This is a genomic window from Providencia sp. PROV004 (assembly GCF_011045615.1).
Taxonomy (GTDB): Bacteria; Pseudomonadota; Gammaproteobacteria; order Enterobacterales; family Enterobacteriaceae; genus Providencia; species Providencia rettgeri.
The window spans coordinates 3502838-3528362 of record NZ_CP042859.1 but is presented as its reverse complement, the minus strand read 5'-3'; the positions used below and the strand labels follow the sequence as shown (position 1 = coordinate 3528362).

The following is a 25525-nucleotide window of genomic DNA, read 5'->3' as shown; positions in this document are numbered from 1 at the left end:
ATCCTTTCTAACCTCTAAGCTGATATAATCTCAGTATTGAATTAATACAGAGTACTCAATCACTATGAAACGTCTGACAATCCTAGGTTCTACAGGCTCAATTGGTACAAATACACTTTCTGTTGTTCGCCAAAATCCCGAAAAATTTCAAATTGTTGCTTTAGTGGCAGGAAAAAATGTCACTGAAATGGCGAAACAGTGCCTTGAGTTTAATCCGAAATATGTCTCAATGGCGGATGAATTATCAGCAAAAGCCTTAAAAACTATTTTGATTGAGAATAACTGCAAGACTGAGGTTTTGTCAGGAAAACAAGCGGCTATTGACCTTGCGGGCCTTGATGATGCCGACCAAGTTATGTCAGCAATTACCGGAGTTGCCGGTTTACTTCCTACCTTGGCTGCAATACGTAAAGGTAAAAGAATATTATTAGCGAATAAAGAGTCTTTAATTACCAGTGGCCGTTTATTCTTTAATGAGATTCGTAAGCACAATGCAACCGTATTTCCTATTGATAGCGAGCATAATGCTATTTTCCAAAGTTTACCGGAAATTATTCAACGCAATTTAGGCTTTGCTGATTTATCAGCCTCGGGTATTTCAAGTATTGTTTTGACCGGTTCTGGCGGGCCTTTTAGGGATACACCATTATCGCATTTTGATAACGTGACACCTGATGAAGCATGTAACCATCCAAATTGGTCAATGGGACGAAAAATATCAGTTGATTCAGCGACAATGATGAATAAAGGTCTAGAATATATTGAGGCTTGCTACTTTTTTAATGCGAATGCTGAGCAGATGGAAGTAATTATCCATCCTCAATCGGTTATTCATTCTATGGTTCGGTATAAAGATGGCAGCGTGATAGCACAACTGGGTACGCCTGATATGCGCACTCCGATTTCATATAGCATGGCTTATCCTCAACGTATCATATCTGGTGCAAAACCTCTTGATTTTGCAACGCTTTCATCATTAACGTTTGTTCAGCCTGACTACCAACGCTATCCTTGCTTGAAGCTCGCAATCGATGCCTGCCACCAAGGGCAAGCCGCTACAACCGCGCTTAATGGTGCAAATGAAGTGACTGTTGCGGCCTTTCTTGAAGGCAAAATACGCTTTACGGATATAGCAAAAATTAACCACAGTGTATTAGATAGCCAAGTTTTTTCTGAACCTGTTTCAATTGAAGAGGTCTTAGAAATCGACGAGCGAGCACGTAAAAATGCAGAAAAAATAATCGCTCAGACAATTTAACGCTGGTATGTGTTTTATTTAGTTGCTGATAGCCATAATAACTCTTTAATATGTGACGTGTTTAAAAAAAGAAAAATAACATAGCACTACTTTGAGAATTAAGGATGTGTCTTATCAGCAAATTCAATAATAGTAGTTATTATTGGTCTGTATACTCAAAGTGGTACTCACAAGGATTAATATTTAATGAACTCTAGTGGTGAAAATCTCTCTGATTCAATGATGCCTAAGCATGTTGCTATCATTATGGATGGTAATGGTCGATGGGCTAAGCAAAGAGGGAAACTCAGAATTACAGGTCATAAGGCAGGTGTTGAATCTGTCCGTAATTCGGTGCGTTTTGCGGTGAAAAATAAAATTAGTTCGCTCACATTGTATGCATTTAGCAGTGAAAACTGGAGACGACCAGAGAAAGAAGTGAGTTCTCTAATGGAACTATTTGTTTTTGCTCTTGATAATGAAGTTAAAAACCTGCATAAAAACAATGTCAAACTAAAAGTCATTGGTGATATTAGTCGTTTTAGTGAACGCCTCAGAAAAAGAATTGATAAGGCAGAAGCATTAACGCAAAACAACACTGGGCTAAAACTGAATATAGCCGCGAACTATGGTGGTCGCTGGGACATCAGTAACAGTGTAAAACAAGTATTTGCAAAGGTACAAAGTGGTGAACTTTCTATTGATGACATCAATGAAGAAAATATTAATGACCATATTTGTATGCATGATCAAGAAAATGTCGATTTAGTCATTAGAACCGGTGGGGAGCATCGCATTAGCAACTTCCTATTATGGCAAGTCGCTTATGCGGAATTTTATTTCACCAACGTTTTGTGGCCAGATTTTGATGAAATGGTGTTTCAGAGTGCAGTTGATGCTTTTAGTAAGCGTGAGCGCCGTTATGGTGGAGCTGAATCAGATGATGAACTGGGCAAGGAATAGGGGATAGATGTGCTGAAATATCGTTTACTTACTGCGATAGTCTTAATACCGATTGTTATAGCAGCTCTGTTTTTACTTTCCCCAGCAAATTTTGGGCTTGTCGTAATTGCGGTTTGTGCTTTAGGAGCTTGGGAATGGGCACAATTTGTCGGCTGGCATTCACAAGCTAAACGTGTCGGGTTGGCGGTTGTTTTTGCAGCAATATTACTTGCAATGCAATTTTCTATCTCCAATATAAACCAGTTCTCCTCTGAGCCTATGGTTTTGTATGGCCTGTGGGCAGGTCTTATTTGGTGGGTAATAGCGATTATTTTAGTTGTTACCTACCCAGCATCGGCTTCTTGGGGTAAATCAGCAATTATCCGGTTGTTATTTGGCGTGTTAACGATTATCCCATTTTATTGTGGAATGATGGTTTTAAGAACTGTGGGTTATCAAAGTGATACATTCTTCGGTGCTTGGTGGTTACTGTATGTCATGTTGCTAGTTTGGGGGGCAGATTCAGGTGCCTATGCATTTGGTCGTACTATCGGACGCAACAAAATGGCACCTAAGGTATCTCCTGGTAAAACGTGGGAAGGCTTAGTCGGTGGGCTGATAACAGCAGGGATTATCTCATGGTTATTTAGCGCCTTTGCGCCAATCCCTGTGATGCCTGATTATTTACTAGTGACTTCAATTATTGTTGTTGTAGTATCAGTATTTGGTGATTTGACCGAAAGTATGTTTAAGCGTCAATCAGGTATTAAAGATAGTAGCCACTTAATTCCAGGGCATGGCGGTATTTTGGATCGTATTGATAGCCTGACGGCAGCAATCCCTGTTTTTGCTGGGCTAAATTTGTTAATTTTTAACGGTTTTGGTCTTTAGGAAGATACATGGGATTTATTTGGAGTTTAGCTGCATTTATTATCGCGATAGGCGTGTTAATTACAGTACACGAGTTCGGTCACTACTGGGTTGCTCGTCGCTGTGGTGTTTATGTTGAGCGCTTCTCTATTGGCTTTGGCAAAACGTTATGGCGTAAAGTCGATAAACATGGCACTGAGTTCGTTTTAGCCATTATCCCGTTAGGGGGTTATGTCAAAATGCTTGATGAACGTGTTGGAGAGGTTGCTCCTGAGCGTCGTCATCAAGCGTTTAATAATAAAACAGTAGGTCAACGAGCTGCCATTATTAGTGCGGGGCCTATTGCGAACTTTTTATTGGCAATTGTTGTCTATTGGATTGTCTTTATGATTGGCGTTCCTTCTGTGAAGCCTGTCATTGAAGATGTAAAACCAGGTTCTATTGCGGCAATTGCAAATTTTGAACCAAAAATGGAACTAAAATCCATTGATGGCATCGAAACTCCTGATTGGAATTCAGTTCGCTTAGCATTGGTCGGCAAAATAGGTGACCACGAACTGACTGCACAAGTATTACCGAGTGGTTATAATGAACCGATGACAAAAACGGTTGATTTAACGACTTGGCAGTTTGATCCTGAGAAACAAGATCCAATTTTGTCGTTAGGGATAATGCCTGTTTCTGCAAAAATTGACCCTGTTATTCAAAAAGTCACTGAGGGGTTAGCTGGCGAACGAGCAGGTTTACAGAAAGGTGACAGAATAGTCAGTGTTAACGGGGAGGTATTAGGCCTTTGGAACCCAGTAACACGAATTATTCGTAATAACCCAGGTGTACCGTTAAAACTAGAAGTACAACGGTCGCAACAATTGGTTTCACTCACGTTGACTCCTGATAGCCAAGATGGACAACGTGGAGAGAAAATTGGATTTGCAGGCGTAGAACTTTCAGTGTTACCGTTAGCAGATGAATATAAAATGGTGCAGCAATATGGGCCATTCTCTGCGTTTTACCAAGCCAGTGATAAGACGTGGCAGTTAATGAAGTTGACGGTCAATATGATGGGTAAACTGGTTGTTGGGGATGTCAAACTCAATAACTTGAGCGGTCCGATATCTATCGCTAAAGGTGCGGGGGTATCCGCCGAGTCAGGCTTGGTATATTATTTGATGTTTATTGCGCTTATTAGCGTCAATTTAGGTATCATCAATCTGTTTCCATTGCCTGTTTTAGATGGGGGGCACTTGCTCTTCTTATTAATTGAAAAAATTAAAGGAAGTCCAGTGTCTGAGCGAGTACAAGACTTTAGTTTTCGGATAGGTGCAATGGCATTGATTCTGTTAATGGGACTTGCACTTTTTAATGATTTCTCTCGCTTCTAATTTTTATAAGCTGGGGACCAGTAAGGAATACGCATAACAACGATGGCGATGAAAAAGTTGCTCATAGCGTCGCTGCTTTTCGGCAGCGCCACTGCATACGGTTCAGACGGATTCGTAGTTAAAGACATTCGTTTCGAAGGTCTACAACGCGTCGCCGTTGGTGCAGCATTATTGAACATGCCAGTTAGGGTTGGCGATTCAGTTGATAACGATGATATCAGCCGTTCGATCCGTTCCCTATTTTCAACCGGTAACTTCGAAGATGTTAGGGTCCTGCGTGATGGAAACACGCTGATCGTTCAAGTTAAAGAGCGGCCAACGATTGCCAGTATCACCTTTACAGGTAATAAGTCTGTTAAAGATGATATGCTCAAGCAGAACTTGGAAGCTTCAAATATCCGCGTTGGTGAGGCACTTGACCGCACGACAATTGCGAATATCGAAAAAGGTTTAGAAGACTTTTACTATAGCGTTGGTAAATATAATGCAACAGTAAAAGCTGTTGTGACACCTTTACCACGTAACCGTGTGGATTTAAAATTTGTTTTCTCTGAAGGTGTTTCAGCTCAAATTCAGCAAATTAATATTGTAGGTAATAAAAATTACACTACAGCAGAATTAGTTAATAAGCTGCAATTGCGTGATGATGTACCTTGGTGGAACCTTGCTGCTGACCAAAAATACCAGAAGCAAAAACTGGCGGGTGACTTAGAAACTCTGCGCAGTTTTTATCTTGACCGCGGTTATGCACGTTTTAACATTGACTCCACGCAAGTCAGTCTGACCCCAGACAAAAAAGGCATTTATATTACGATTAACATTACTGAAGGCGACCAATACAAAATATCGGGTGTCGAAGTTAATGGTAATACTGCAGATCACTTAACTGAAATCCAAGAACTTATCACTATCACACCGGGAGAGTTATATAACGGTGCTCAAGTGACAAGCATGGAAAACAAAATCAAAGATATGTTTGGCCGCTATGGTTATGCATATCCTCGAGTAATGACACAGCCTGAAATCAACGATGCAGATAAAACCGTGAAATTGCATTTAAATATTGATGCAGGTAACCGTTTCTATGTGCGTGAAATTCGTTTCCAAGGCAATGACACCAGTAAAGACACCGTTTTGCGTCGTGAAATGCGCCAAATGGAAGGGGCATGGCTTGGAAATGACCTTGTTGAACTCGGTAAAGAACGTCTGAATCGTACAGGTTATTTCGAAACTGTTGATGTTGAGACTCAACGTGTACCGGGCAGTCCTGACCAAGTAGATGTTATCTACAAGGTTAAAGAGCGTAATACAGGTTCAATGAACTTTGGTATCGGTTTTGGTACTGAAAGTGGTGTGAGTTTCCAAGTTGGGGTTACACAAGATAACTGGTTAGGTACAGGTAATGCGGTTGGTATTAACGCAAGTAAAAACGACTACTCAACTAACGTTGAATTCTCATTTACTGACCCGTATTTCACCGTGAATGGTGTGAGCTTAGGCGGTCGTATTTTCTATAACGACTTTAGTGCGAAAGATGCGGATCTATCTGGCTATAACAACAAAACGTATGGTCTAGACAGTTTCTTAAGCTTCCCGTTCAATGAAAATAACTCTTTCCGTGTTGGTGCGGGTTACGTTCATAACCGACTTTCAGACATGCGAGCTCAAGCTGCGATGTGGGATTACCTCGACTCTATGGGGAAAAATCCACCAGTTACAGAAAATGGGCGTAATAAAGAAAGTTTTGATGCGGATGACTTTACGCTTAACTTAGGTTGGACTTATAACTCGTTAAACCGTGGTTTCTTCCCAACATCGGGTAATAAAACGAACGTATCGGGTAAAGTAACAATACCTGGCTCTGATAACGAATACTATAAACTGCGCTTTGATACCGCACAGTATTACCCACTGGATGAAGACCAAACTTGGGTAGTTCTGGGGCGTGCACAAGCAGGTTATGGTGATGGTATTGGCAGTAAGCAAATGCCATTCTATGAAAACTTCTATGCGGGTGGTTCAAGCACCATTCGTGGTTTCCGTTCGAATAATATCGGTCCAAAAGCGGTTTACTTGAAGAGAATTAATGGTGTGGATGGCCCTGAGCCAGGAAGCCCATCAAGTGATGCGGTCGGTGGTAATGCGATGTACGCAGCATCATTTGAATTAATCACTCCGACTCCATTTATTGACGAGAAATATTCGAACTCAGTTCGTACGTCTCTGTTCGTTGATGCGGGTACGGTATGGGATACTAATTGGAACAGTATCAATGCTGATTGGCGTAAAGGTATGCCTGACTACGGTAAGGCAACTAACGTCCGTGCTTCTGCTGGTGTTGCTTTACAATGGATGTCCCCTCTTGGACCACTGGTCTTCTCTTATGCGCAGCCGATTAAGGACTACGAAGGGGATAAATCAGAACAGTTCCAATTTAATATTGGTAGAACGTGGTAAGCTATTCCAGTTTCTACTTATGATGGCTCCCATAATTTTATGGGAGCAACCAAAATTTCCAGCCATACGTATGGGTTAAGGAGTTTAGTGTGAAAAAATTGTTGTGTGCAGCGGGTGTGAGTATTGCTTTAGCAATGTCTGCGGGTGCTTATGCTGAGAAAATCGCTATCGTCAATGTTGGTGAAATTTTCCAAAATATGCCTGCGCGTGAAGCCGTTGCTAAACAGCTTGAAAGTGAATTCAAAAGCCGTGCGACTGAGTTACAAAATCTAGAAAAAGATTTGCAAACTCGTGTTGAAAAATTGCGCCGTGATGGTGCAACGATGAAGCAAAGTGAGCGCGAAAAGCTTGAATCTGAACTCATGACTAAACGTGATCAATTCGCTGAAAAAGCTCAAAAATTTGAAGAAGACAACCGTCGTCGTCAAGGTGAAGAGCGTACTAAAATTTTAACTCGTATTCAGAACTCTATTAAGTCTGTTGCCGCTAAAGAAGGCTATGATGTCGTTATCGATGCAAATGCAGTTGCCTATGCAAAAGATAGCGTTGACATTACAAGTCAGGTTCAAAAACAGGTTAAATAATAGATGTCTTCAATTCGATTGGCTGACCTTGCTCAGCAGTTGAATGCGCAATTACACGGTGATGGTGATATTACCATCACCGGTATTGCTCCAATGCATTCAGCGAATAATCAACAGATTACTTTTTTATCTGACAGCCGTTATAGTGACAAATTGGCCGATTGCCAAGCTGCAGCGGTGGTTCTCACAGCAAAAGATCTCGAAGCATGTAAAGTAGCTGCACTGGTAGTGGATAACCCATACCTTGCTTATGCACGCATGGCTCAAATTATGGATACAACGCCAAGTCCGGCTGAAGATATCCACGCATCAGCGGTAATTGCTGATGATGCAAAACTCGGTAAGAATGTCGCAATTGGCGCAAATGCTGTTATCGAAAGTGGTGTTGAACTTGGCGATAATGTGGTGATTGGCGCAGGTTGTTTTGTGGGTAAAAATACACGCATAGGTACAGGGACCCGTTTATGGGCAAATGTCAGCGTGTACCACAATATCGAAATTGGTACACATTGTTTAATTCAATCTGGCACTGTGATTGGTTCAGATGGCTTCGGTTATGCAAATGATCGTGGTAATTGGATCAAAATTCCTCAGTTAGGCACAGTGATCATCGGCGATCGTGTTGAGATCGGTGCAAGCACAACGATTGATCGCGGTGCGTTAGATAACACTGTGATTGGTAATGGGGTTATTATCGATAACCAATGCCAAATTGCACACAATGTCATAATTGGTGATAATACCGCAGTTGCTGGCGGAGTTATCATGGCTGGTAGTTTAAAAATCGGTCGTTACTGCATGATTGGTGGGGCTAGCGTCATCAACGGTCATATGGAAATTTGCGATAAGGTCACAGTAACAGGAATGGGTATGGTCATGAGGCCTATCACTGAACCGGGAGTATATTCTTCAGGAATTCCTTTACAGCCTAATAAAGCTTGGCGTAAAACAGCTGCTTTAGTCTTAAGTATCAATGAGATGAATAAGAGACTGAAACACGTTGAGCGTGAATTAGATAGCCAAAATCAAAAAAATCAGTAATCATTTTGTAATTCAGGCTAAAATAGTTATCTGAGTTACGTTTTCCGGCCTGCCAGTTAACCTAATTTATGGGTTAAAGCAGGCCGATTCATTAATTAAACCGTATTAATAGACAGGAAGAGTATTTCGATGAGTGATAATCATACTCTGAATATAGAAGAAATCTTAGAACTGCTTCCACACCGTTACCCATTCCTTTTGGTTGACCGTGTATTAGATTTTGAAAAAGGCAAATCATTGCGTGCAGTGAAAAATGTGTCATTTAATGAGCCATTTTTCCAAGGGCACTTTCCAAGCAAACCCATTTTTCCTGGCGTATTAATTTTAGAAGCCATGGCACAAGCGACTGGGATCCTTGCGTTTAAAAGCGTTGGAAAATTAGAGCCTGGTGAGTTGTACTATTTTGCAGCGATAGACAATGCGCGTTTTAAACGTCCTGTTCTACCAGGAGACCAAATGGTCTTAGAAGTAGAATTTATTAAAGAACGTCGCGGAGTTGCACGTTTTAAAGGTGTTGCTAAAGTTGATGGAGAAGTGGCCTGCGAAGCAGAAATGATGTGCGCCCGTCGCCGTGAGGTCTGATATGATTGATAATACAGCCTATATTCATCCATCCTCTATCGTAGAAGATGGAGCTATCATCGGTGCCAATGTTCGTATTGGCCCTTTTTGTTATATTGGCGCGAATGTCGAAATTGGCGAAGGTACTGAGTTGAAATCTCATGTTGTCGTTAATGGCCATACAAAAATAGGCCGTGACAATGTGATTTTCCAGTTCGCTTCCATTGGTGAGATTAACCAAGATCTTAAATATCAAGGTGAACCAACACGAGTTGAAATCGGGGATAGAAACCGTATTCGTGAAAGCGTAACTATTCACCGTGGTACAGTTCAAGATGTTGGCCTGACAAAAGTGGGCAACGATAATTTACTGATGGTGAATGTGCATATTGCCCATGATTGTATCATTGGCAACCGTTGTATTATTGCAAATAACGGTACTTTAGGTGGCCATGTAACACTTGGTGATTATGCCATCATTGGTGGTATGACCGCAGTTCATCAATTTTGTAAAATTGGTGCTCATGTTATGGTCGGCGGTTGCTCTGGTGTTGCACAAGACGTGCCACCTTATGTTATTGCACAGGGTAACCACGCAACACCATTTGGTTTAAATCTTGAAGGTTTAAAACGCCGTGGTTTTGAAAAAGAATCACTACATGCTATTCGTAATGCATACAAGGTGTTATATCGTTCAGGTAAATCATTAGAAGAAGCACGTGAAGAAATCGCGGAAGCGGCAAAAGCCAATGAACACGTTAAAGTGTTTAGTGATTTCTTAGAGGATTCAGCACAGTCTAAACGTGGTATTATTCGTTAATCTAGTATTAATGAATCTGGGCCTTTAATAAGGAGCGAATTTCGGTGAATAATAGCCGCCCACTTACTATTGGCCTTGTTGCCGGAGAAACATCTGGTGATATTCTCGGTGCTGGGCTTATCCGTGCACTTAAAGAGCAAATACCAGATGCTCGCTTTGTTGGTGTTGCTGGTCCATTAATGCAAGCGGAAGGTTGTGAAGCTTGGTATGAAATGGAAGAGCTTGCTGTCATGGGCATTGTTGAAGTCCTTGGCCGTCTACCTCGGCTATTATCCATTCGTAAGGATTTAACCCAGCGTTTTACTGAACTACAGCCGGATGTTTTTGTTGGGATTGATGCCCCTGATTTTAATATTACCCTAGAGGGGCGCTTAAAATCGAAAGGTATCAAAACCATTCATTACGTTAGCCCATCAGTTTGGGCATGGCGCCAGAAGCGGGTATTTAAAATTGGTCGTTCAACAAATTTAGTATTAGCTTTTTTACCTTTTGAAAAAGCATTTTACGACCGTTTTAATGTTCCTTGCCGTTTTATCGGGCATACAATGGCGGATGCCATTCCATTACATCCTGATAAACAAGCCGCTCGACATCGGCTGAATATTCCTGAGCATGTTAAATGTTTGGCTTTACTGCCAGGAAGTCGTCATTCAGAAGTCGAAATGCTAAGCGCAGATTTTCTCAATACAGCGAAAATATTACAACGCAATATCCCTGATTTACATATTGTGGTGCCGTTGGTGAATGAAAAACGCCGCCAGCAGTTTGATGAGATAAAAGAAAATACCGCACCTGAATTGCAAGTCCATATTTTAGATGGTCAGGCTCGTGATGCAATGATTGCAGCAGATGCGACTTTGTTAGCATCAGGAACAGCAGCACTTGAGTGTATGCTAACAAAATGCCCAATGGTGGTGGGGTATCGTATGAAACCTTTCACTTTCTGGTTAGCTAAACGGTTAGTGAAAACGCCGTATGTTTCTTTGCCTAATTTGTTAGCAGAAAAAGAAATTGTGAAGGAGTTACTACAAGAGGAATGCCAGCCTGATAAACTCGCACAGCAGTTGCTTCCTCTCCTAGATGGTGGAGAACAGGTTGAAAACCTGAAACAAACTTTTTTACAATTACATCAGCTTATTCGTTGTGATGCAGATAAACAAGCTGCTGAAGCGGTATTAGATATGGTCAAAAATTAATGGAATTTATCTATCCAAAAGCAAATTTAATCGCTGGTGTTGATGAAGTGGGTCGAGGCCCGCTAGTTGGAGCTGTAGTGACCGCGGCAGTGATTCTTGATCCCAATAACCCAATTACAGGGCTGGCAGACTCAAAAAAACTCACCGAAAAAAAACGTGAGAAATTATTTGATGAAATCCAACAAAAAGCGCTGTGTTGGTGCATTGGTCGCGCAGAACCAGAAGAAATTGATAACATAAATATATTACATGCAACTATGTTAGCGATGCAGCGCGCAGTTGCGGGTTTATCTATTGTTCCTGAGTATGTTTTAATTGATGGCAACCGCTGTCCTAAATTGCCAATGCCTTCACAAGCAGTCATTAAAGGCGACAGCCTAGTACAAGAAATTAGTGCAGCATCCATTTTAGCTAAAGTGATTAGGGATAGGGAAATGGTCGAATTGGACAAAACCTTTCCTGAATATGGCTTTGCGAAGCATAAAGGCTACCCAACCGCGTATCATTTAGAAAAATTGGCGCAGTATGGTGCAACCGAATTCCATCGTAAAAGCTTTGCTCCAGTGAGAAGAGCTTTAGACAGCAATAAGTAGGTATTAGGTCGATGGCATCACCTCGTTTTATTCATTTACGTGTTCACAGTGACTATTCCATGATTGATGGGCTAGCCAAAACGGGGCCACTGGTTAAAAAAGTGGCTTCAATGGGCATGCCTGCGTTTGCGATCACCGATTTTACTAACCTTTGTGGGCTAGTCCGGTTTTATGGTGCAGCACATGGTGCAGGGATCAAACCCATTATTGGTGCTGATTTTTATGTGGAAAGTGAACTATTGGGTGATGAAATATCTCACTTAACTGTTTTAGCACGTAATAATGAAGGTTATCAAAACCTTACCCTACTCATTTCTGAAGCGTACCAAAAAGGCTATGGTGCGGTTGGACCAACAATTAAACGTGAATGGCTGGCTAAGCACAAAGATGGTTTGATTCTACTCTCTGGTGGCCGTAAAGGGGATGTCGGGCAATGTCTATTAAGAGGTAATCAAACTTTAGTGGATGAGTGCCTTGCATTCTATGAAACGCATTTTCCAGATTGCTACTACTTAGAATTAGTCAGAACAGGGCGGCCAGATGAAGAAAGTTATCTGCATGCGGCTGTCGAGTTAGCAACTAAAAAAGGCTTGCCTGTTGTTGCAACGAATGATGTTTGCTTCATTGAAAGTAGTGATTTCGACGCCCATGAAATACGTGTTGCTATCCATGATGGTTTTACATTAGCTGATCCGAAAAGGCCTAAAAATTATAGCCCTCAGCAATATTTACGTTCCGAAGAAGAGATGTGTGAGCTATTTGCTGACATCCCTGAAGCGTTAGAAAACAGTGTAGAGATTGCTAAGCGTTGTAACGTCACGATTCGCCTTGGTGAATACTTCTTACCGCAATTCCCAACAGGGGATATGAAAACCGAAGACTTTTTGGTTATGCGGTCAAAAGAAGGGTTAGAAGAGCGCCTCGAGTTTTTATTCCCAGACGAAAAAGTACGAGCGGAAAAACGCCCTGAATACGATGAGCGTCTGGAAATTGAACTTAACGTGATTAATCAGATGGGGTTCCCCGGTTACTTCTTGATCGTGATGGAATTTATCCAATGGTCAAAAGATAATGGCGTACCTGTGGGGCCGGGGCGAGGTTCCGGTGCGGGCTCTTTAGTTGCTTATGCCCTTAAAATTACGGATCTTGATCCGCTTGAGTTTGACTTGCTTTTTGAGCGTTTCTTGAATCCGGAACGTGTTTCGATGCCTGACTTTGATGTCGATTTCTGTATGGAAAAACGCGACCAAGTGATTGATCACGTAGCCCAAATGTATGGGCGTGACGCTGTTTCACAGATCATTACTTTCGGTACGATGGCCGCCAAAGCGGTTATCCGTGACGTGGGGCGCGTACTTGGGCACCCATATGGTTTTGTTGATAGAATTTCAAAATTAGTGCCGCCAGACCCCGGTATGACACTGGAAAAAGCGTTCGAAGCAGAACCACAGCTACCTGAAATTTATGAGGCTGATGAAGAGGTTAAAGCGCTTATCGATATGGCGCGTAAGCTCGAAGGTGTCACACGAAATGCTGGTAAACATGCGGGTGGGGTGGTTATCGCTCCAACTAAAATTACTGACTTTGCGCCGCTTTATTGTGATGCGGAAGGTAATAACCCTGTCACACAATTCGATAAAAACGATGTCGAATATGCGGGGTTAGTGAAGTTTGACTTCCTTGGTTTACGGACATTGACGATCATTAACTGGGCGTTGGAAATGATCAACGCGCGTCGAGCCAAGAAAAATTTAGAACCGATTGATATTGCAGCTATTCCGCTACACGATCAAAAAAGCTTTGATATGCTGCAGCGCTCAGAAACCACAGCGGTATTCCAGTTAGAATCCCGTGGAATGAAGGACTTAATTAAGCGATTACGCCCCGACTGCTTCGAGGATATGATCGCACTGGTGGCATTGTTCCGTCCCGGGCCACTGCAATCAGGCATGGTAGATAACTTTATTGACCGTAAACATGGTCGTGAAGAAATATCGTACCCAGATGTACAATGGCAACATGAATCATTAAAACCTGTTCTAGAGCCCACATATGGGATTATTTTATACCAAGAACAGGTTATGCAGATTGCTCAGGTTTTAGCTGGCTATACGCTTGGCGGTGCGGATATGCTGCGTCGTGCGATGGGTAAAAAGAAACCTGAGGAAATGGCGAAGCAGCGTTCTGTTTTTGAAGAAGGTGCAATTAAAAACGGAGTAGACGGCGAGCTATCAATGAAAATCTTTGACTTGGTAGAGAAATTTGCCGGTTATGGGTTTAATAAATCGCATTCAGCTGCCTATGCTTTAGTTTCTTATCAAACATTATGGTTAAAAGCGCACTATCCCGCTGAATTTATGGCTGCAGTTATGACCGCGGATATGGATAACACGGAAAAAGTGGTTGGTTTAGTTGATGAATGTTGGCGAATGGGCTTAAAAGTATTGCCGCCAGATATCAATAGTGGGCTTTATCACTTCCATGTGAATGATGAAGGTGAGATAGTTTACGGTATCGGTGCAATCAAAGGGGTCGGCGAAGGCCCGATCGAAGCGATTGTTGAAGCTCGTCAACAAGGCGGCATCTTTAAAGAGATTTTTGACCTTTGTGCGCGAGTTGATATTAAAAAAATTAACCGTCGTGTGATGGAAAAGCTTATCATGGCAGGGGCATTTGACCGATTAGGCCCTCATCGTGCAGCGTTGATGTCTTCCCTTGAGGATGCGTTAAAAGCAGCTGACCAACATGCTAAAGCAGAGGCAATAGGCCAAGCAGATATGTTTGGTGTACTAGCTGAAGCACCTGAACAAGTTGAAAGTTCATATGCAAGTGTACCTAAATGGCCAGAGCAAGTAGTATTGGATGGTGAACGAGAGACGCTTGGTTTATATTTAACAGGGCATCCAATAACGCGATACTTGAGCGAAATAGAGCGCTATACTAATGGGCTTAGATTAAAAGATGTGAACCCCACCCCTCGTGGTCAAGTAACAACTGTGGTAGGTTTAGTACTTTCAGCTAAAGTGATTACAACCAAGCGTGGAAATAGAATAGGGATTTGTACGCTTGATGATCGTTCCGGTCGTCTGGATATTATGTTATTTTCAGATGCACTCGATAAGTACCAACATATGTTGGAAAAAGACAATATCCTGATAGCCACCGGTCAGGTCAGCTTTGATGATTTCAATGGTGGTAATAAAATGACAGTGCGTGAGTTAATGGATATTAGTGAAGCAAGGGAAAAATATGCACGAGGACTTGCAATTTCACTGTCAGATAAACAAATTAACGATCAATTGCTGAACCGGCTTCGCAGTACTCTTGAACCTCATCGTTCAGGAACGATCCCGGTTCATCTGTATTACCAGAAGGATGATGCCAGAGCCAAGCTTAAATTTGGTGTTGTTTGGCGTGTGACGCCAGTGGATCCCCTTTTGAACGATCTTCGAACTCTGCTGGGTAGTGAGCAGGTAGAATTAGAATTTGACTAAAATAGGAATATTATGAGTCTGGATTTTCTTGATTTTGAACAGCCAATCGCGGAATTAGAGGCGAAAATTGATTCTCTAACAGCGGTTAGCCGTCAAGATAACAACTTAGAAGTTAACCTAGATGAAGAGGTTGCTCGTTTACGTGAAAAAAGTGTTGAACTGACACGTAAAATTTTCTCTGATCTAGGGGCTTGGCAAATAGCTAAACTCGCTCGTCACCCACGTCGTCCATATACATTGGATTATATTTCTCGCATTTTTACTGATTTCCAAGAATTAGCAGGGGATCGCGCTTATGCAGATGATAAAGCCATTGTCGGTGGAATGGCGCGTTTGGATGGTCGTCCAGTCATGATTATTGGGCATCAGAAAGGGCGTGAGACAAAAGAAAAAATCCGTCGTAATTTTGGTATGCCAGCCCCAGAAGGTTACCGTAAGGCACTGCGTTTGATGGAACTGGCTGAGCGTTTTAACTTACCTATTATCACCTTTATTGATACTCCAGGTGCTTATCCGGGAGTTGGTGCTGAAGAGCGTGGTCAGTCAGAGGCTATCGCACGTAATTTACGTGAAATGTCACGTTTATCTGTCCCAGTCATTTGTACCGTTATTGGTGAAGGTGGCTCTGGTGGTGCACTTGCTATCGGTGTGGGTGATAAAGTCAATATGCTGCAATACAGCACTTATTCTGTTATTTCACCAGAAGGCTGTGCATCTATTCTATGGAAAAGTGCAGATAAAGCACCATTAGCAGCAGAAGCAATGGGGATTACCGCCCCACGTCTTAAAGAACTGAAATTAATTGATAATGTTATTCCTGAGCCATTAGGCGGTGCACATCGTAATTATGATGAAATTGCAGAACAGCTAAAAGCACGCCTAACCGAGGACTTAGACGAATTAGAATTATTAGATGCTGAAGCATTGAAAAACCGTCGCTATCAGCGCCTGATGGACTATGGTTATTGTTAATCATTAACAGCTAATCATTAATAAATACGGGAGTTTGCTTTTGCCAGCTCCCGTTTTTATTTTTAAGCTAGTCATTTTTAATGATAACCGAGTGTTTTGATTTAAATTATTCATCTACTGAAAATAACTATAGATAGGGACTAGGGTGCGACAATATAATTATTTGCTATATGCTTTTACTTGCGTGTTGATATGGAGCTTTATTCCTATTGTCTCTCGTTTTGGGCAAGAAGGCATGGACAGCTTTCAATTCCTGTTCTGGTCGAACGTAATATCTGCGATATCTGTGATTATTGTTGCTCTTGCTTCAGGCTATCGACTGACAAAACTGTTTATTTTGCCAAGAGATATATTAGTCAAAGTCTTTGTTCTTGGCTTTCTTGACTGTTTATTCTATTTGTTGCTGTACTACGGATATTCCATTGAGAATGGTATAGCGGTATTGGTCATTCAATATAGTTGGCCATTAGTTATTATCTTGTTATCAGTAGTATTGCTAAAAGACAAATTAGCTGGAAGACAAATAATTGGTATCATAATCGGTTTTATTGCGGTGATTATTACTTTTACCAAAGGGCAAATTACGCAATTACATGTTGAAAACCCAACAGCGTTATTACTGGTTTTTAGTGGTGCGTTTTGCTTTGCCCTAATGTCAGTTTTCTCCCGTCAATATTCGATTGACCCCTATATTAGTACTGTATGGTTATTTATTTTTTCAACGCTGACTTCTTTTGTCTTATTGATGCTGTTTAGTGAAATGCGATTACCTTCAAAAGCGGCTTTTTGGCCAACGTTGATTAATGGTATTTTAATCAACGGGGTGTCTTACATTTTATGGTTCAAGGCGATGAATACAGGGCACTCGGCGAAAATAGCTTCTGTGGTATTTTTGTCTCCCGTATTATCGGTGCTCTGGTTAGTGTTAATCTTAAATGATGCTTTTGAAATTGCGTATGCAATAGGGGTATTACTGGTAATTATTTCTGGTGTTCTGTGTGTTGGCGCAAAGAGCCAAAGTCAGAAGTTGTGAGAAGGGCGAATAAATGTCACAGCATTCGCAAGTCATTGTTGATAGGGTTCTTAATAAAATAAGCGGTATCGAAAAAATTCTAGTGGGATTCAGTGGTGGTATTGACTCAACAGTTTTATTACATGCACTTTATCTTATTCGAAAGAAACAGCTTCCTCTATTAGAGGTTCGCGCTATTCATATTCATCATGGGTTGAATAGAAAAGCAAATGAATGGGAGCAGCATTGTGCTCAATTGTGTTTACAGTGGGACATTCCTTTCATTTGCCGACACGTAGTGGTTGATTCAAGCCAAAAAGGTATTGAAGCAGCGGCACGAGATGCCCGTTATCAGGCTTACCGAGAAGAATTACAAGAAGGTGAGGTGCTAGTTACGGCTCAACACCTTGATGATCAAGCAGAAACTTTCATGTTAGCGTTAAAGCGTGGTAGTGGGCCAGCAGGGTTGTCTTCAATGCCTGAACAATTAGCGTTTTCAGCATGTTGCGGTTCAACATCGCTGCTACGACCATTACTCTCAACACCCCGTATAGCGCTAGAAGCTTATATGCAAGAGCAGCAATTATCGTGGGTTGAAGACGATAGTAACCAAGATGATCGTTACGATAGAAATTTTTTACGCCTGAATATCATGCCTGTTTTGACTGAGCGTTGGCCGCATTTTTCGAGTGCAGTTGCCCGCAGTGCAGCGTTATGTGCAGAGCAAGAAACATTACTTGATGAGTTATTAAAGGATTCCCTTGATGAAATGATGGATTATCGAGGGGGGCTATTTATTGATGACTTGAAAGCCTGTTCATCAGCAAAACGCAATGCACTTATTCGCCACTGGATTGGTCTGCATCAGCTACCAATGCCACCATTTAACCAATTGGAACGTATTTGGCAAGAAGTGGCGTTAGCTCGGCAGGATGCGGATCCTATTTGCCGTTTAGGGCAATTCGAAATTCGCCGTTATCAAGGTGCGTTGTGGGTTGTTAAGCGCATTAATAGCTTAGCTAATCAACAATTTGAATGGATTTATCCTGAGGCTTTTGAGTTACCTGAATCCTTAGGAATTTTACAAATTATGGAAGGTGAGGGGCAAATACGTCCACCATTTTCACATGAAAATGTGACGGTTCGTTTTGGGCTGCAAGGCACGCTCAATATTGTAGGACGGCATCGTTCCAGAAGCAGTAAGAAGATCTGGCAAGAATTAGGAGTAGCTCCATGGATGAGAGAAAGAGTGCCTCTAATTTATTATAACGACCAGCTCATTACTGCGGTGGGGTGTTTTATTACTCCTGAAGGAATGGCTGATGAAGCGACTCTTGGTATTGCTATTGATTGGCAAAAAGAGAGTGAATTTAAGGTGTTGAGTTAATGAGAAGCCCCTTATGACTGTGATTACCATAAGGGACCATAGAAGGACTCAAAATAGCGAGTATTAGTGAGAGTGGTCGACAACAATCGTGCCGATTTCTGGATGACTGAAGGAAATTATGCAATCCAATCTTAACTCCTTGGTTCCTTCATGTGTCTCAACAATCAGGTACTCAACTTTTTTTCGTAGGAGTAAATCATTGGCCTGCCCCTCAATATTCACGCCGTCATTAAGTGCTATTTGCAATTTTAGCTGACGTTGGCATGCGATTTCTAGATATTCGTAATCATCACAATTGATAGGTTGATATTCAGTATCTGTAGACATATTCCCTCACCACTGTGTTAGTGGCGGTTATTGCCGCCTTGAACATGTTGTACCAAGCAAAAATGTGCTTAGTACGATAATAGCACAGTAACTTTAATAACTATAATCACAGCACTGGGAAAAAGACAATTCTTATTCACCAAATCAATGCATAACGTATTTTATCAGTAATGTCCGAATTTTCTTATGTTTGCCATATTTTTATTAGATGAAATGCTATGATGTTTATATTGGTTAATAAGTTAAAACACATGGTTTTAAGGGAATTATAATGAAAAAATCACTAATGTTAGTCTTAATGGCGGTTGGAAGCATTACGTTAGCTGGCTGTCAGAGTGCGACAAAAAATATTGATGCAGCACCAGTCGATAAAGTATATACAGGCGTTTTACCTTGTGCAGATTGCTCTGGTATTGAGGCGACATTGTTAGTTAACCAAGACGGTAGTTATGTTGAGCAGCTTGTCTACTTAGGAACGAAAGATGGTGACACTGCTTTCCATGATACTGGTAAATGGAATATAGAAAATAATAAATTACGTGCAACTAATCCTAAAGGTGAGAGCACTTATTTTGCCCAATCAGCAGATGGCCAATCAATGACCTTACTGGATTTAGACGGTAACCCGATTGAAACACAGATGAATTATACATTAGACCAAGTTAAGCCAAGTAAAAAAGTGGGGCAATACCGCTATATGGCAGATGCAGCGGTATTCACAGAGTGCGCTAGTGGTCGTCAATATGCAGCTTCTGGTATCGAATTAGAAAAAGCGTATGGAGAAACGGGTGTAGATGGTGGTACGCCAGTTTACGCTGAAATTGAAGGTTATTATACCATTCGTCCTTCAATGGAAGATGGTCAGTTCGACTCAGCATTAGTACCAACAGGTACAATTAAATTCGACAAATCGGCTTCTTGTAACTAATTCGTATTTTTTCCTTTCTTAAAAGACCCACTTCAGTTGAAGTGGGTCTTTTTCTTTCGGACTCCTAAATTATCGACTAACGCCTCGTATTCTCTATCTTTAATTCATTTCTTATCATTATTTGACATCAGTATAACTTTTTTATTGACGCAAAATATTTATATAAATGTGAAGGTCGTCATAGCTGCTGGTCAATAGGAGACAATTGTTGCTCAGTTTGAATTATCGAAAAGGCTGGGAAGGCAGTATACTCAATTCAACTAGAGATAATTATATTCTTTAGCGTGTAGGGCTGAGTTATATGATAAGTCTATAAGAAAACTTATAAGTCACAGCGGTAATAAAAAATAGAACGAATTAAAGGATAAGGAATGAATAAGAAAAATATTTATCTATTTTGTTCTGCAGGTATGTCTACCTCACTGCTAGTTAACAAAATGAGACAGCAAGCAGAAAAATATGATGTACCTGTCAATATTGAAGCCTTCCCTGAAAGCTTAGCTTCAGAGAAGGGTGTAGATGCGGATGTAATATTGCTGGGCCCGCAAATCGCGTGGATGTTATCGGATATTCAGAAATTATTACCTAATAAGCCAGTTGAAGTTATTGATTCACTTTTATACGGAAAAGTGGATGGGCTTGGTGTACTAAAAGTCGCTGTTGCAATCATAAAACAACAATCGGCAAGCTAGTATCAAAAAGCTATTTACTACCTCTACAACATAATAACTCCATCGACATGAACGCTATTAATACAACGTAATTAGTTAAGAATGGAGCACACTCAAAAAAATTGAGGGTAATTTTATGAGTCTTTTTATCACTTCGCTTGAAAAGGTTCTCCTTCCATTCGCAGTTAGATTGGGAAAGCAACCTCATGTTAATGCAATAAAGAATGGTTTTATTCGAATTATGCCTCTGACATTAGTTGGGGCAATGTTTGTGCTAATTAATAATGTTTTTCTGAGTTTTGATACAGGGTCTTTTTTCTATTCTTTGGGCGTTAGACTAGAACCCTCAACGATAGAAACACTAAATGGCTTTAAAGCCATCGGTGGAAATGTTTATAACGGGACATTGGGGATAATGTCCTTAATGGCACCTTTTTTTATTGCAATGGCACTGGCGGAAGAACGTAAGGTGGATCCTCTAGCGGCTGGTTTGTTAGCCGTTGCATCTTTCATGACAGTAACACCTTATGACGTCAATGGTGCTTATGCTGTTGGTGCTAACTGGCTCGGTGGGGCAAATATCATTTCAGGGATCATTCTAGGGCTAGTCGTTGCTGAAATGTTCACTTTTATTGTTCGCCGTAATTGGGTGATCAGATTACCCGATAGCGTACCTCCATCTGTATCTCGTTCATTTTCTGCACTTATTCCTGGTTTTATTATCTTATCCATTATGGGAATTGTGTCGTGGGCATTAAGCGGTATTAGTAGTAACTTCCATCAAATTATAATGGATACAGTATCAACACCACTTGCTTCTATGGGGAATGTTGTTGGTTGGGCATATGTTGTATTTACGTCTCTACTATGGTTCTTTGGTATTCACGGTTCTCTCGCATTAACCGCATTAGATAGTGGCATAATGACCCCATGGGCATTGGAAAACGTGTCTTTGTATGCTGAATATGGCTCAGTTGACGCTGCGATTGCTGCGGGTAAGTCTTTCCATATGTGGGCAAAACCGATGCTTGATTCCTATGTGTTCTTAGGTGGAACCGGTGCTACATTAGGATTAATTATTGCTATCTTTATTGCATCACGCCGTGCCGATCATCGTCAGGTTGCGAAATTAGCATTACCAGCGGGTATTTTCCAAATTAATGAGCCGATTATTTTTGGTCTACCCATTATTATGAACCCAGTAATGTTTATTCCATTTATTCTTATTCAGCCTTTATTGGCGGGAATAATGGTCGCGGCTTATTATCTAGGGATTATCCCGCCAGTGACGAATATTGCACCATGGACGATGCCTACTGGGCTAGCTGCATTCTTCAATACAAATGGTAGTATTGCCGCTTTATTACTTGCATTATTTAACCTTGGTGTGGCCGTACTCGTTTATCTTCCATTTGTTGTGATTTCTAATAAAGCACAAAACACAATTGATGAAGAAGAAAGTGAAGAAGATATTGCTAACGCACTTAAATTTTAAAATAGGGAGGAGCTTGCTCCTCTCATTAAAATAGAGATAAAAATATGTTTGAGCTTAATGATATCCAAGAAAATGCCACTACGGATGAACTTGAAGAAGTTGTCATGGGACTGATTATTAATGCAGGGCAAGCAAGAAGCTTAGCTTACACCGCATTAAAAAAAGCGAAAGAAGGTGATTTTGTGACCGCAAAAAGTTTAATGGCGCAATCTCATTCCTCGTTGAATGAAGCTCATAAAGTGCAAACTCAGTTAATTGAAAGTGATATGGGGGAAGGGCGAATCAAAGTAAGCCTAGTCCTAGTTCATGCGCAGGATCATTTAATGAACGCAATGTTAGCCCGTGAATTAATTACAGAGTTAATTGAATTACATGAAAAACTAAACCATTAGAGAGAGGGTCATGATGCAGACACTGATGAATAGAACCGACACTAATGCTGAAATTAAACTAGTTCAAGAAAGTGAACTTTTTAATAATAAAACCTTTCATGTCTTTATTTATAATAAAGTTGAGAGTGCAAGTGGACTGCATCAACATGATTATTATGAATATATGATCGTTTTAACGGGGCGTTGTTATCAAATAATTAATGGAAAAAAAGTTTTATTAGAACGAGGAGATTTCATTTTTCTTCCAATAGGGTCTTATCACGAAAGTGCTTATGATTTTGGGCCAACACGAATATTGAATGTGGGTATCAGTAAATCATTTTTTGATAAACATTACTTACCACTATTACCAAGTTGTTTTGTTGCATCACAGGGTTATCAATTGAAAAATGAGTTTATGGCTTATATAGAATCCGTAATCGCATCATTAAATTTTCGTGATAGCGAATTTAATGAATTTATTGAGTTAGTTACATTTAATGTAGTAAATCGATTACGCCATTATCGTGAAAAAAGTATGCGAGATGATGCACCGCAGTGGTTAAAAAGCACATTGGAAGAAATGCATGATATCGCTATGTTTAGTGAGAGAGCTCTACAAAATATGATTTCTATAACGGGAAAATCACAAGAATACTTAACCCGGGCAACAAAAAGATATTATGGCAAAACGCCAATGCAGATTATTAATGATATCAGAATTAACTTTGCTAAAAAGCAACTTGAAATAACTAATTATTCAATTACAGATATTGCTTTTGAATCAGGTTATAGCAGCCCAAGTTTATTTGTAAAAAAATTTAAAGAGCTAACTTCATTAACACCGAGTGATTACAGAAAAAATCTATTTAGCGTTGAACAAAAAATGGTAGGTTAAATTATTATCTAAATAAGCTTTCCATTACTAAAATCTCTAGCATACCCATCTTTATATATAAGGATGGTGTGCTTTTCTATGTCTATTATAAAGGTCCATGAGGTTAATATGACTCAGAAATTAAAAGTTGTTACTATTGGAGGGGGGAGTAGCTACACTCCTGAATTACTGGAAGGTTTTATTAAACGTTACCATGAATTACCTATTACTGAATTATGGTTAGTGGATGTCGAAGAAGGTAAAGAAAAATTAGATATTATCTATAATTTATGCGAACGCATGGTTAAGCATGCCAATATACCTCTAAAGATATTTAAAACACTGGATAGGCGAGAAGCATTAAAAGATGCTGATTTCGTCACGACTCAATTAAGAGTTGGGCAATTAAAAGCGCGTGAATTAGATGAATCGATCCCTTTAAAACATGGTTATTTGGGACAAGAAACTAATGGTGCTGGTGGTTTATTCAAAGGGTTACGAACAATACCTGTGATTTTTGACATTATCAAAGATGTTGAAGAAATTTGCCCGAATGCTTGGATAATTAATTTTACTAACCCTGCTGGTATGGTGACTGAGGCTGTTTATCGGCATACTAATTTCACACGCTTTATTGGTGTTTGTAATATCCCTATCGGTATGAAAATGTTTATTACCGACGTTTTAAAACTATCTGATAGTGATGAATTATCTATCGATTTATTTGGTTTAAACCATATGGTTTTTATCAAAGATGTTATTGTAAATGGCTCATCGAGGTTTAATGAATTATTAGAGGGTATTGCCTCTGGAACGTTAAGTGCCAATTCAGTTAAAAACATTACTGACCTTGCTTTTGACGAAGGTCTAATTCGCGGGTTAAATCTGATCCCATGTTCCTATTTATTGTACTATTTTAAACCTAAGGAAATGCTAGCGATTGAGCTGGGTGAGTATTATAAAGGCGGTGCTAGGGCACAAGTCGTGCAAAAAGTTGAACATCAACTATTTGAACTATATAAAAACCCGACATTAGATGTAAAGCCTAAAGAGCTTGAATTAAGAGGTGGGGCTTATTATTCAGATGCAGCTTGTGAAGTCATCAATGCGATATACAATGATAAGCAAACGGAGCACTATGTTAATATTCCACATCATGGACATATCGATAATATTCCTGAAGACTGGACTGTCGAAATGACATGTATATTAGGTCGTGATGGTGCGAAACCGCACCCACGGGTAAAACATTTTGATGATAAAGTACTTGGTTTAATTTATACCTTAAAAAACTTTGAGATTGCGACTAGCCAAGCTGCAGTAAATGGTCAGTTTAATGATGTTTTATTGGCGATGAATTTAAACCCATTAATTCATTCTGATAACGATGCGCGTTTAATTTCTAAGGAATTACTTATCGCCCATAAAAAATATCTACCCAACTTTGCTAAAGCAATACAACAGCTTGAGCAAGAAGGTTAATTAGCCAGATAGCTTATAGAATTAAGGGAGAGCATATGGCTGTACTACTTATTGTAAATGCTGATGATTTTGGGCTCTGTGAAGCTGTCAATTATGGTATTATTGAATCTCATCGTAATGGGATAGTTCATTCAACTAGTGCGATGATGAATATGCCAACAATATCCCATGCAGCTAAATTAAGCCAAGAAAATCCGAACTTAGCGGTGGGCATGCATTTTGTTTTAACTGCAGGAAAGCCCTTCTCATCAATGCCTACACTCAGCCGTGATGGAATGTTGGGGAAATGGCTTTGGGATATTGATATTAATGATTTACCATTGATTGAGATTGAACAAGAGCTAAACTTGCAATATCAAAAGTTTATCGAAATTTTTGGTCAAAAACCTAGCCATATTGATAGCCATCATCATGTCCATATGATTGAAGGTATTTTTCCAATTGTAGTTGCTTTCGCCCAAGAGAAGGGAGTTGCATTACGCGTTGATCGTCAATTAGAGAAGAATTGGCCACCATTATCATATCAAGTGGTGAGTACGGACTGTTTTAGTAGCGAATTCTATGGTGATGAAATTTCAGAAACACTGTTTTTGAAGATTATTAATGAAGCTAAGGTACAAGGTAATAGATCTATTGAAGTTATGAGCCATCCTGCTTTTATTGATAATGCACTATTAAAAAGTAACTATGCATATCCACGTTTAAATGAATTGGAAGTTTTAACATCTGAAAACTTAAAATCACAAATTTTGGCACATGGCTTTAAGATTGGTTCGTACCGAGACATCTAAAGAAAAAGCCCAAATTCAAAGTAACCTAAATTTGG

23 protein-coding genes are annotated in these 25525 nt (G+C 40.2%); 22 read left to right on the top strand and 1 reads right to left on the bottom strand.

Going from position 1 to position 25525, the window contains the following annotated elements:
* Nucleotides 1–64: 64 nt before the first annotated feature.
* From ispC to tilS, 15 genes are all read left to right on the top strand, one after another.
* Nucleotides 65–1258 carry a 1-deoxy-D-xylulose-5-phosphate reductoisomerase gene (ispC, locus tag FVA69_RS16130; RefSeq protein ID WP_004908768.1) on the top strand — a complete coding sequence of 398 codons (1194 nt, stop codon included), beginning with the start codon at nt 65–67 and terminating at the stop codon, nt 1256–1258.
* A gap of 186 nt (nt 1259–1444) precedes the next feature.
* Nucleotides 1445–2200 (top strand): polyprenyl diphosphate synthase, encoded by a 756-nt coding sequence (gene uppS / locus FVA69_RS16125; protein WP_109911801.1) that lies wholly within the window; start codon nt 1445–1447, stop codon nt 2198–2200.
* 9 nt (nt 2201–2209) lie between these two features.
* Complete coding sequence (cdsA, locus tag FVA69_RS16120; protein WP_004908774.1) at nt 2210–3070, top strand: phosphatidate cytidylyltransferase; 861 nt, start codon at nt 2210–2212, stop codon at nt 3068–3070.
* A gap of 8 nt (nt 3071–3078) precedes the next feature.
* The gene (gene rseP, locus FVA69_RS16115) at nt 3079–4431 is read left to right on the top strand and encodes a sigma E protease regulator RseP (RefSeq protein WP_004908777.1); all 1353 of its coding nucleotides are present in this window, start codon (nt 3079–3081) and stop codon (nt 4429–4431) included.
* A gap of 42 nt (nt 4432–4473) precedes the next feature.
* A complete protein-coding gene (gene bamA, locus FVA69_RS16110) occupies nt 4474–6888 on the top strand; it encodes an outer membrane protein assembly factor BamA (protein ID WP_109911803.1) in 2415 nt (804 codons plus the stop codon).
* Nucleotides 6889–6977: 89 nt separating this feature from the next.
* Nucleotides 6978–7472, top strand: coding sequence for a molecular chaperone Skp (skp, locus tag FVA69_RS16105; RefSeq protein WP_004908780.1), 495 nt, complete (start codon nt 6978–6980; stop codon nt 7470–7472).
* 3 nt (nt 7473–7475) lie between these two features.
* Nucleotides 7476–8513: a UDP-3-O-(3-hydroxymyristoyl)glucosamine N-acyltransferase gene (lpxD, locus tag FVA69_RS16100; RefSeq protein WP_109911804.1), complete on the top strand. Its 1038-nt coding sequence runs from the start codon at nt 7476–7478 to the stop codon at nt 8511–8513.
* 129 nt (nt 8514–8642) lie between these two features.
* Nucleotides 8643–9095 carry a 3-hydroxyacyl-ACP dehydratase FabZ gene (gene fabZ, locus FVA69_RS16095; RefSeq protein ID WP_004257450.1) on the top strand — a complete coding sequence of 151 codons (453 nt, stop codon included), beginning with the start codon at nt 8643–8645 and terminating at the stop codon, nt 9093–9095.
* Between the two features lies 1 nt (nt 9096).
* Nucleotides 9097–9894: an acyl-ACP--UDP-N-acetylglucosamine O-acyltransferase gene (lpxA, locus tag FVA69_RS16090; protein WP_004908785.1), complete on the top strand. Its 798-nt coding sequence runs from the start codon at nt 9097–9099 to the stop codon at nt 9892–9894.
* A 44-nt stretch (nt 9895–9938) separates the two neighbouring features.
* Nucleotides 9939–11090 (top strand): lipid-A-disaccharide synthase, encoded by a 1152-nt coding sequence (gene lpxB / locus FVA69_RS16085; RefSeq protein ID WP_115167780.1) that lies wholly within the window; start codon nt 9939–9941, stop codon nt 11088–11090.
* Entirely contained in the window at nt 11090–11683 is a 594-nt protein-coding gene (gene rnhB / locus FVA69_RS16080; RefSeq protein ID WP_109911807.1) for a ribonuclease HII, read from the top strand. The genes lpxB and rnhB overlap by 1 nt, the downstream gene beginning before the upstream one ends.
* An 11-nt stretch (nt 11684–11694) precedes the next feature.
* A complete protein-coding gene (dnaE, locus tag FVA69_RS16075; protein WP_164529102.1) occupies nt 11695–15177 on the top strand; it encodes a DNA polymerase III subunit alpha in 3483 nt (1160 codons plus the stop codon).
* A 12-nt stretch (nt 15178–15189) separates the two neighbouring features.
* A complete protein-coding gene (gene accA, locus FVA69_RS16070; RefSeq protein WP_004908798.1) occupies nt 15190–16149 on the top strand; it encodes an acetyl-CoA carboxylase carboxyl transferase subunit alpha in 960 nt (319 codons plus the stop codon).
* 145 nt (nt 16150–16294) lie between these two features.
* Nucleotides 16295–17182: a DMT family transporter gene (locus tag FVA69_RS16065; protein WP_042851536.1), complete on the top strand. Its 888-nt coding sequence runs from the start codon at nt 16295–16297 to the stop codon at nt 17180–17182.
* 13 nt (nt 17183–17195) lie between these two features.
* Entirely contained in the window at nt 17196–18548 is a 1353-nt protein-coding gene (gene tilS / locus FVA69_RS16060; protein ID WP_164529101.1) for a tRNA lysidine(34) synthetase TilS, read from the top strand.
* Between the two features lie 63 nt (nt 18549–18611).
* Here the strand turns inward: tilS and rof are convergent, their stop codons facing one another.
* The gene (rof, locus tag FVA69_RS16055; RefSeq protein ID WP_004908806.1) at nt 18612–18875 is read right to left on the bottom strand and encodes a Rho-binding antiterminator; all 264 of its coding nucleotides are present in this window, start codon (nt 18873–18875) and stop codon (nt 18612–18614) included.
* A gap of 271 nt (nt 18876–19146) precedes the next feature.
* On the opposite strand from rof, the gene nlpE reads away from it, so the two are divergent.
* The 7 genes from nlpE to chbG all read left to right on the top strand — a co-directional run bounded on the left by nlpE (nt 19147) and on the right by chbG (nt 25490).
* Nucleotides 19147–19803, top strand: coding sequence for an envelope stress response activation lipoprotein NlpE (gene nlpE, locus FVA69_RS16050; RefSeq protein WP_109911812.1), 657 nt, complete (start codon nt 19147–19149; stop codon nt 19801–19803).
* Nucleotides 19804–20174: 371 nt separating this feature from the next.
* Complete coding sequence (locus FVA69_RS16045; protein WP_004908810.1) at nt 20175–20495, top strand: PTS sugar transporter subunit IIB; 321 nt, start codon at nt 20175–20177, stop codon at nt 20493–20495.
* Between the two features lie 115 nt (nt 20496–20610).
* On the top strand, nt 20611–21969 hold the full coding sequence (gene chbC / locus FVA69_RS16040; protein WP_036957985.1) for a PTS N,N'-diacetylchitobiose transporter subunit IIC: 1359 nt from the start codon (nt 20611–20613) through the stop codon (nt 21967–21969).
* A 44-nt stretch (nt 21970–22013) separates the two neighbouring features.
* Nucleotides 22014–22361 carry a PTS N,N'-diacetylchitobiose transporter subunit IIA gene (gene chbA, locus FVA69_RS16035; protein ID WP_004908815.1) on the top strand — a complete coding sequence of 116 codons (348 nt, stop codon included), beginning with the start codon at nt 22014–22016 and terminating at the stop codon, nt 22359–22361.
* 10 nt (nt 22362–22371) lie between these two features.
* Nucleotides 22372–23238: a transcriptional regulator ChbR gene (chbR, locus tag FVA69_RS16030; protein ID WP_109911813.1), complete on the top strand. Its 867-nt coding sequence runs from the start codon at nt 22372–22374 to the stop codon at nt 23236–23238.
* 108 nt (nt 23239–23346) lie between these two features.
* Nucleotides 23347–24699: a 6-phospho-beta-glucosidase gene (locus FVA69_RS16025; protein WP_164529100.1), complete on the top strand. Its 1353-nt coding sequence runs from the start codon at nt 23347–23349 to the stop codon at nt 24697–24699.
* Nucleotides 24700–24734: 35 nt separating this feature from the next.
* Entirely contained in the window at nt 24735–25490 is a 756-nt protein-coding gene (chbG, locus tag FVA69_RS16020; RefSeq protein ID WP_164529099.1) for a chitin disaccharide deacetylase, read from the top strand.
* Nucleotides 25491–25525 lie beyond the last annotated feature (35 nt).

Bases quoted from the DNA above. Each gene is read 5' to 3' on its own strand.
- ispC (WP_004908768.1), top strand. From the start codon at position 65: ATGAAACGTCTGACAATCCTAGGTTCTACAGGCTCAATTGGTACAAAT.
- uppS (WP_109911801.1), top strand. From the start codon at position 1,445: ATGAACTCTAGTGGTGAAAATCTCTCTGATTCAATGATGCCTAAGCAT.
- rseP (WP_004908777.1), top strand. From the start codon at position 3,079: ATGGGATTTATTTGGAGTTTAGCTGCATTTATTATCGCGATAGGCGTG.
- bamA (WP_109911803.1), top strand. From the start codon at position 4,474: ATGGCGATGAAAAAGTTGCTCATAGCGTCGCTGCTTTTCGGCAGCGCC.
- lpxD (WP_109911804.1), top strand. From the start codon at position 7,476: ATGTCTTCAATTCGATTGGCTGACCTTGCTCAGCAGTTGAATGCGCAA.
- fabZ (WP_004257450.1), top strand. From the start codon at position 8,643: ATGAGTGATAATCATACTCTGAATATAGAAGAAATCTTAGAACTGCTT.
- lpxA (WP_004908785.1), top strand. From the start codon at position 9,097: ATGATTGATAATACAGCCTATATTCATCCATCCTCTATCGTAGAAGAT.
- rnhB (WP_109911807.1), top strand. From the start codon at position 11,090: ATGGAATTTATCTATCCAAAAGCAAATTTAATCGCTGGTGTTGATGAA.
- dnaE (WP_164529102.1), top strand. From the start codon at position 11,695: ATGGCATCACCTCGTTTTATTCATTTACGTGTTCACAGTGACTATTCC.
- accA (WP_004908798.1), top strand. From the start codon at position 15,190: ATGAGTCTGGATTTTCTTGATTTTGAACAGCCAATCGCGGAATTAGAG.
- tilS (WP_164529101.1), top strand. From the start codon at position 17,196: ATGTCACAGCATTCGCAAGTCATTGTTGATAGGGTTCTTAATAAAATA.
- rof (WP_004908806.1), bottom strand. From the start codon at position 18,875: ATGTCTACAGATACTGAATATCAACCTATCAATTGTGATGATTACGAA.
- nlpE (WP_109911812.1), top strand. From the start codon at position 19,147: ATGAAAAAATCACTAATGTTAGTCTTAATGGCGGTTGGAAGCATTACG.
- FVA69_RS16045 (WP_004908810.1), top strand. From the start codon at position 20,175: ATGAATAAGAAAAATATTTATCTATTTTGTTCTGCAGGTATGTCTACC.
- chbC (WP_036957985.1), top strand. From the start codon at position 20,611: ATGAGTCTTTTTATCACTTCGCTTGAAAAGGTTCTCCTTCCATTCGCA.
- chbA (WP_004908815.1), top strand. From the start codon at position 22,014: ATGTTTGAGCTTAATGATATCCAAGAAAATGCCACTACGGATGAACTT.
- chbR (WP_109911813.1), top strand. From the start codon at position 22,372: ATGATGCAGACACTGATGAATAGAACCGACACTAATGCTGAAATTAAA.
- FVA69_RS16025 (WP_164529100.1), top strand. From the start codon at position 23,347: ATGACTCAGAAATTAAAAGTTGTTACTATTGGAGGGGGGAGTAGCTAC.
- chbG (WP_164529099.1), top strand. From the start codon at position 24,735: ATGGCTGTACTACTTATTGTAAATGCTGATGATTTTGGGCTCTGTGAA.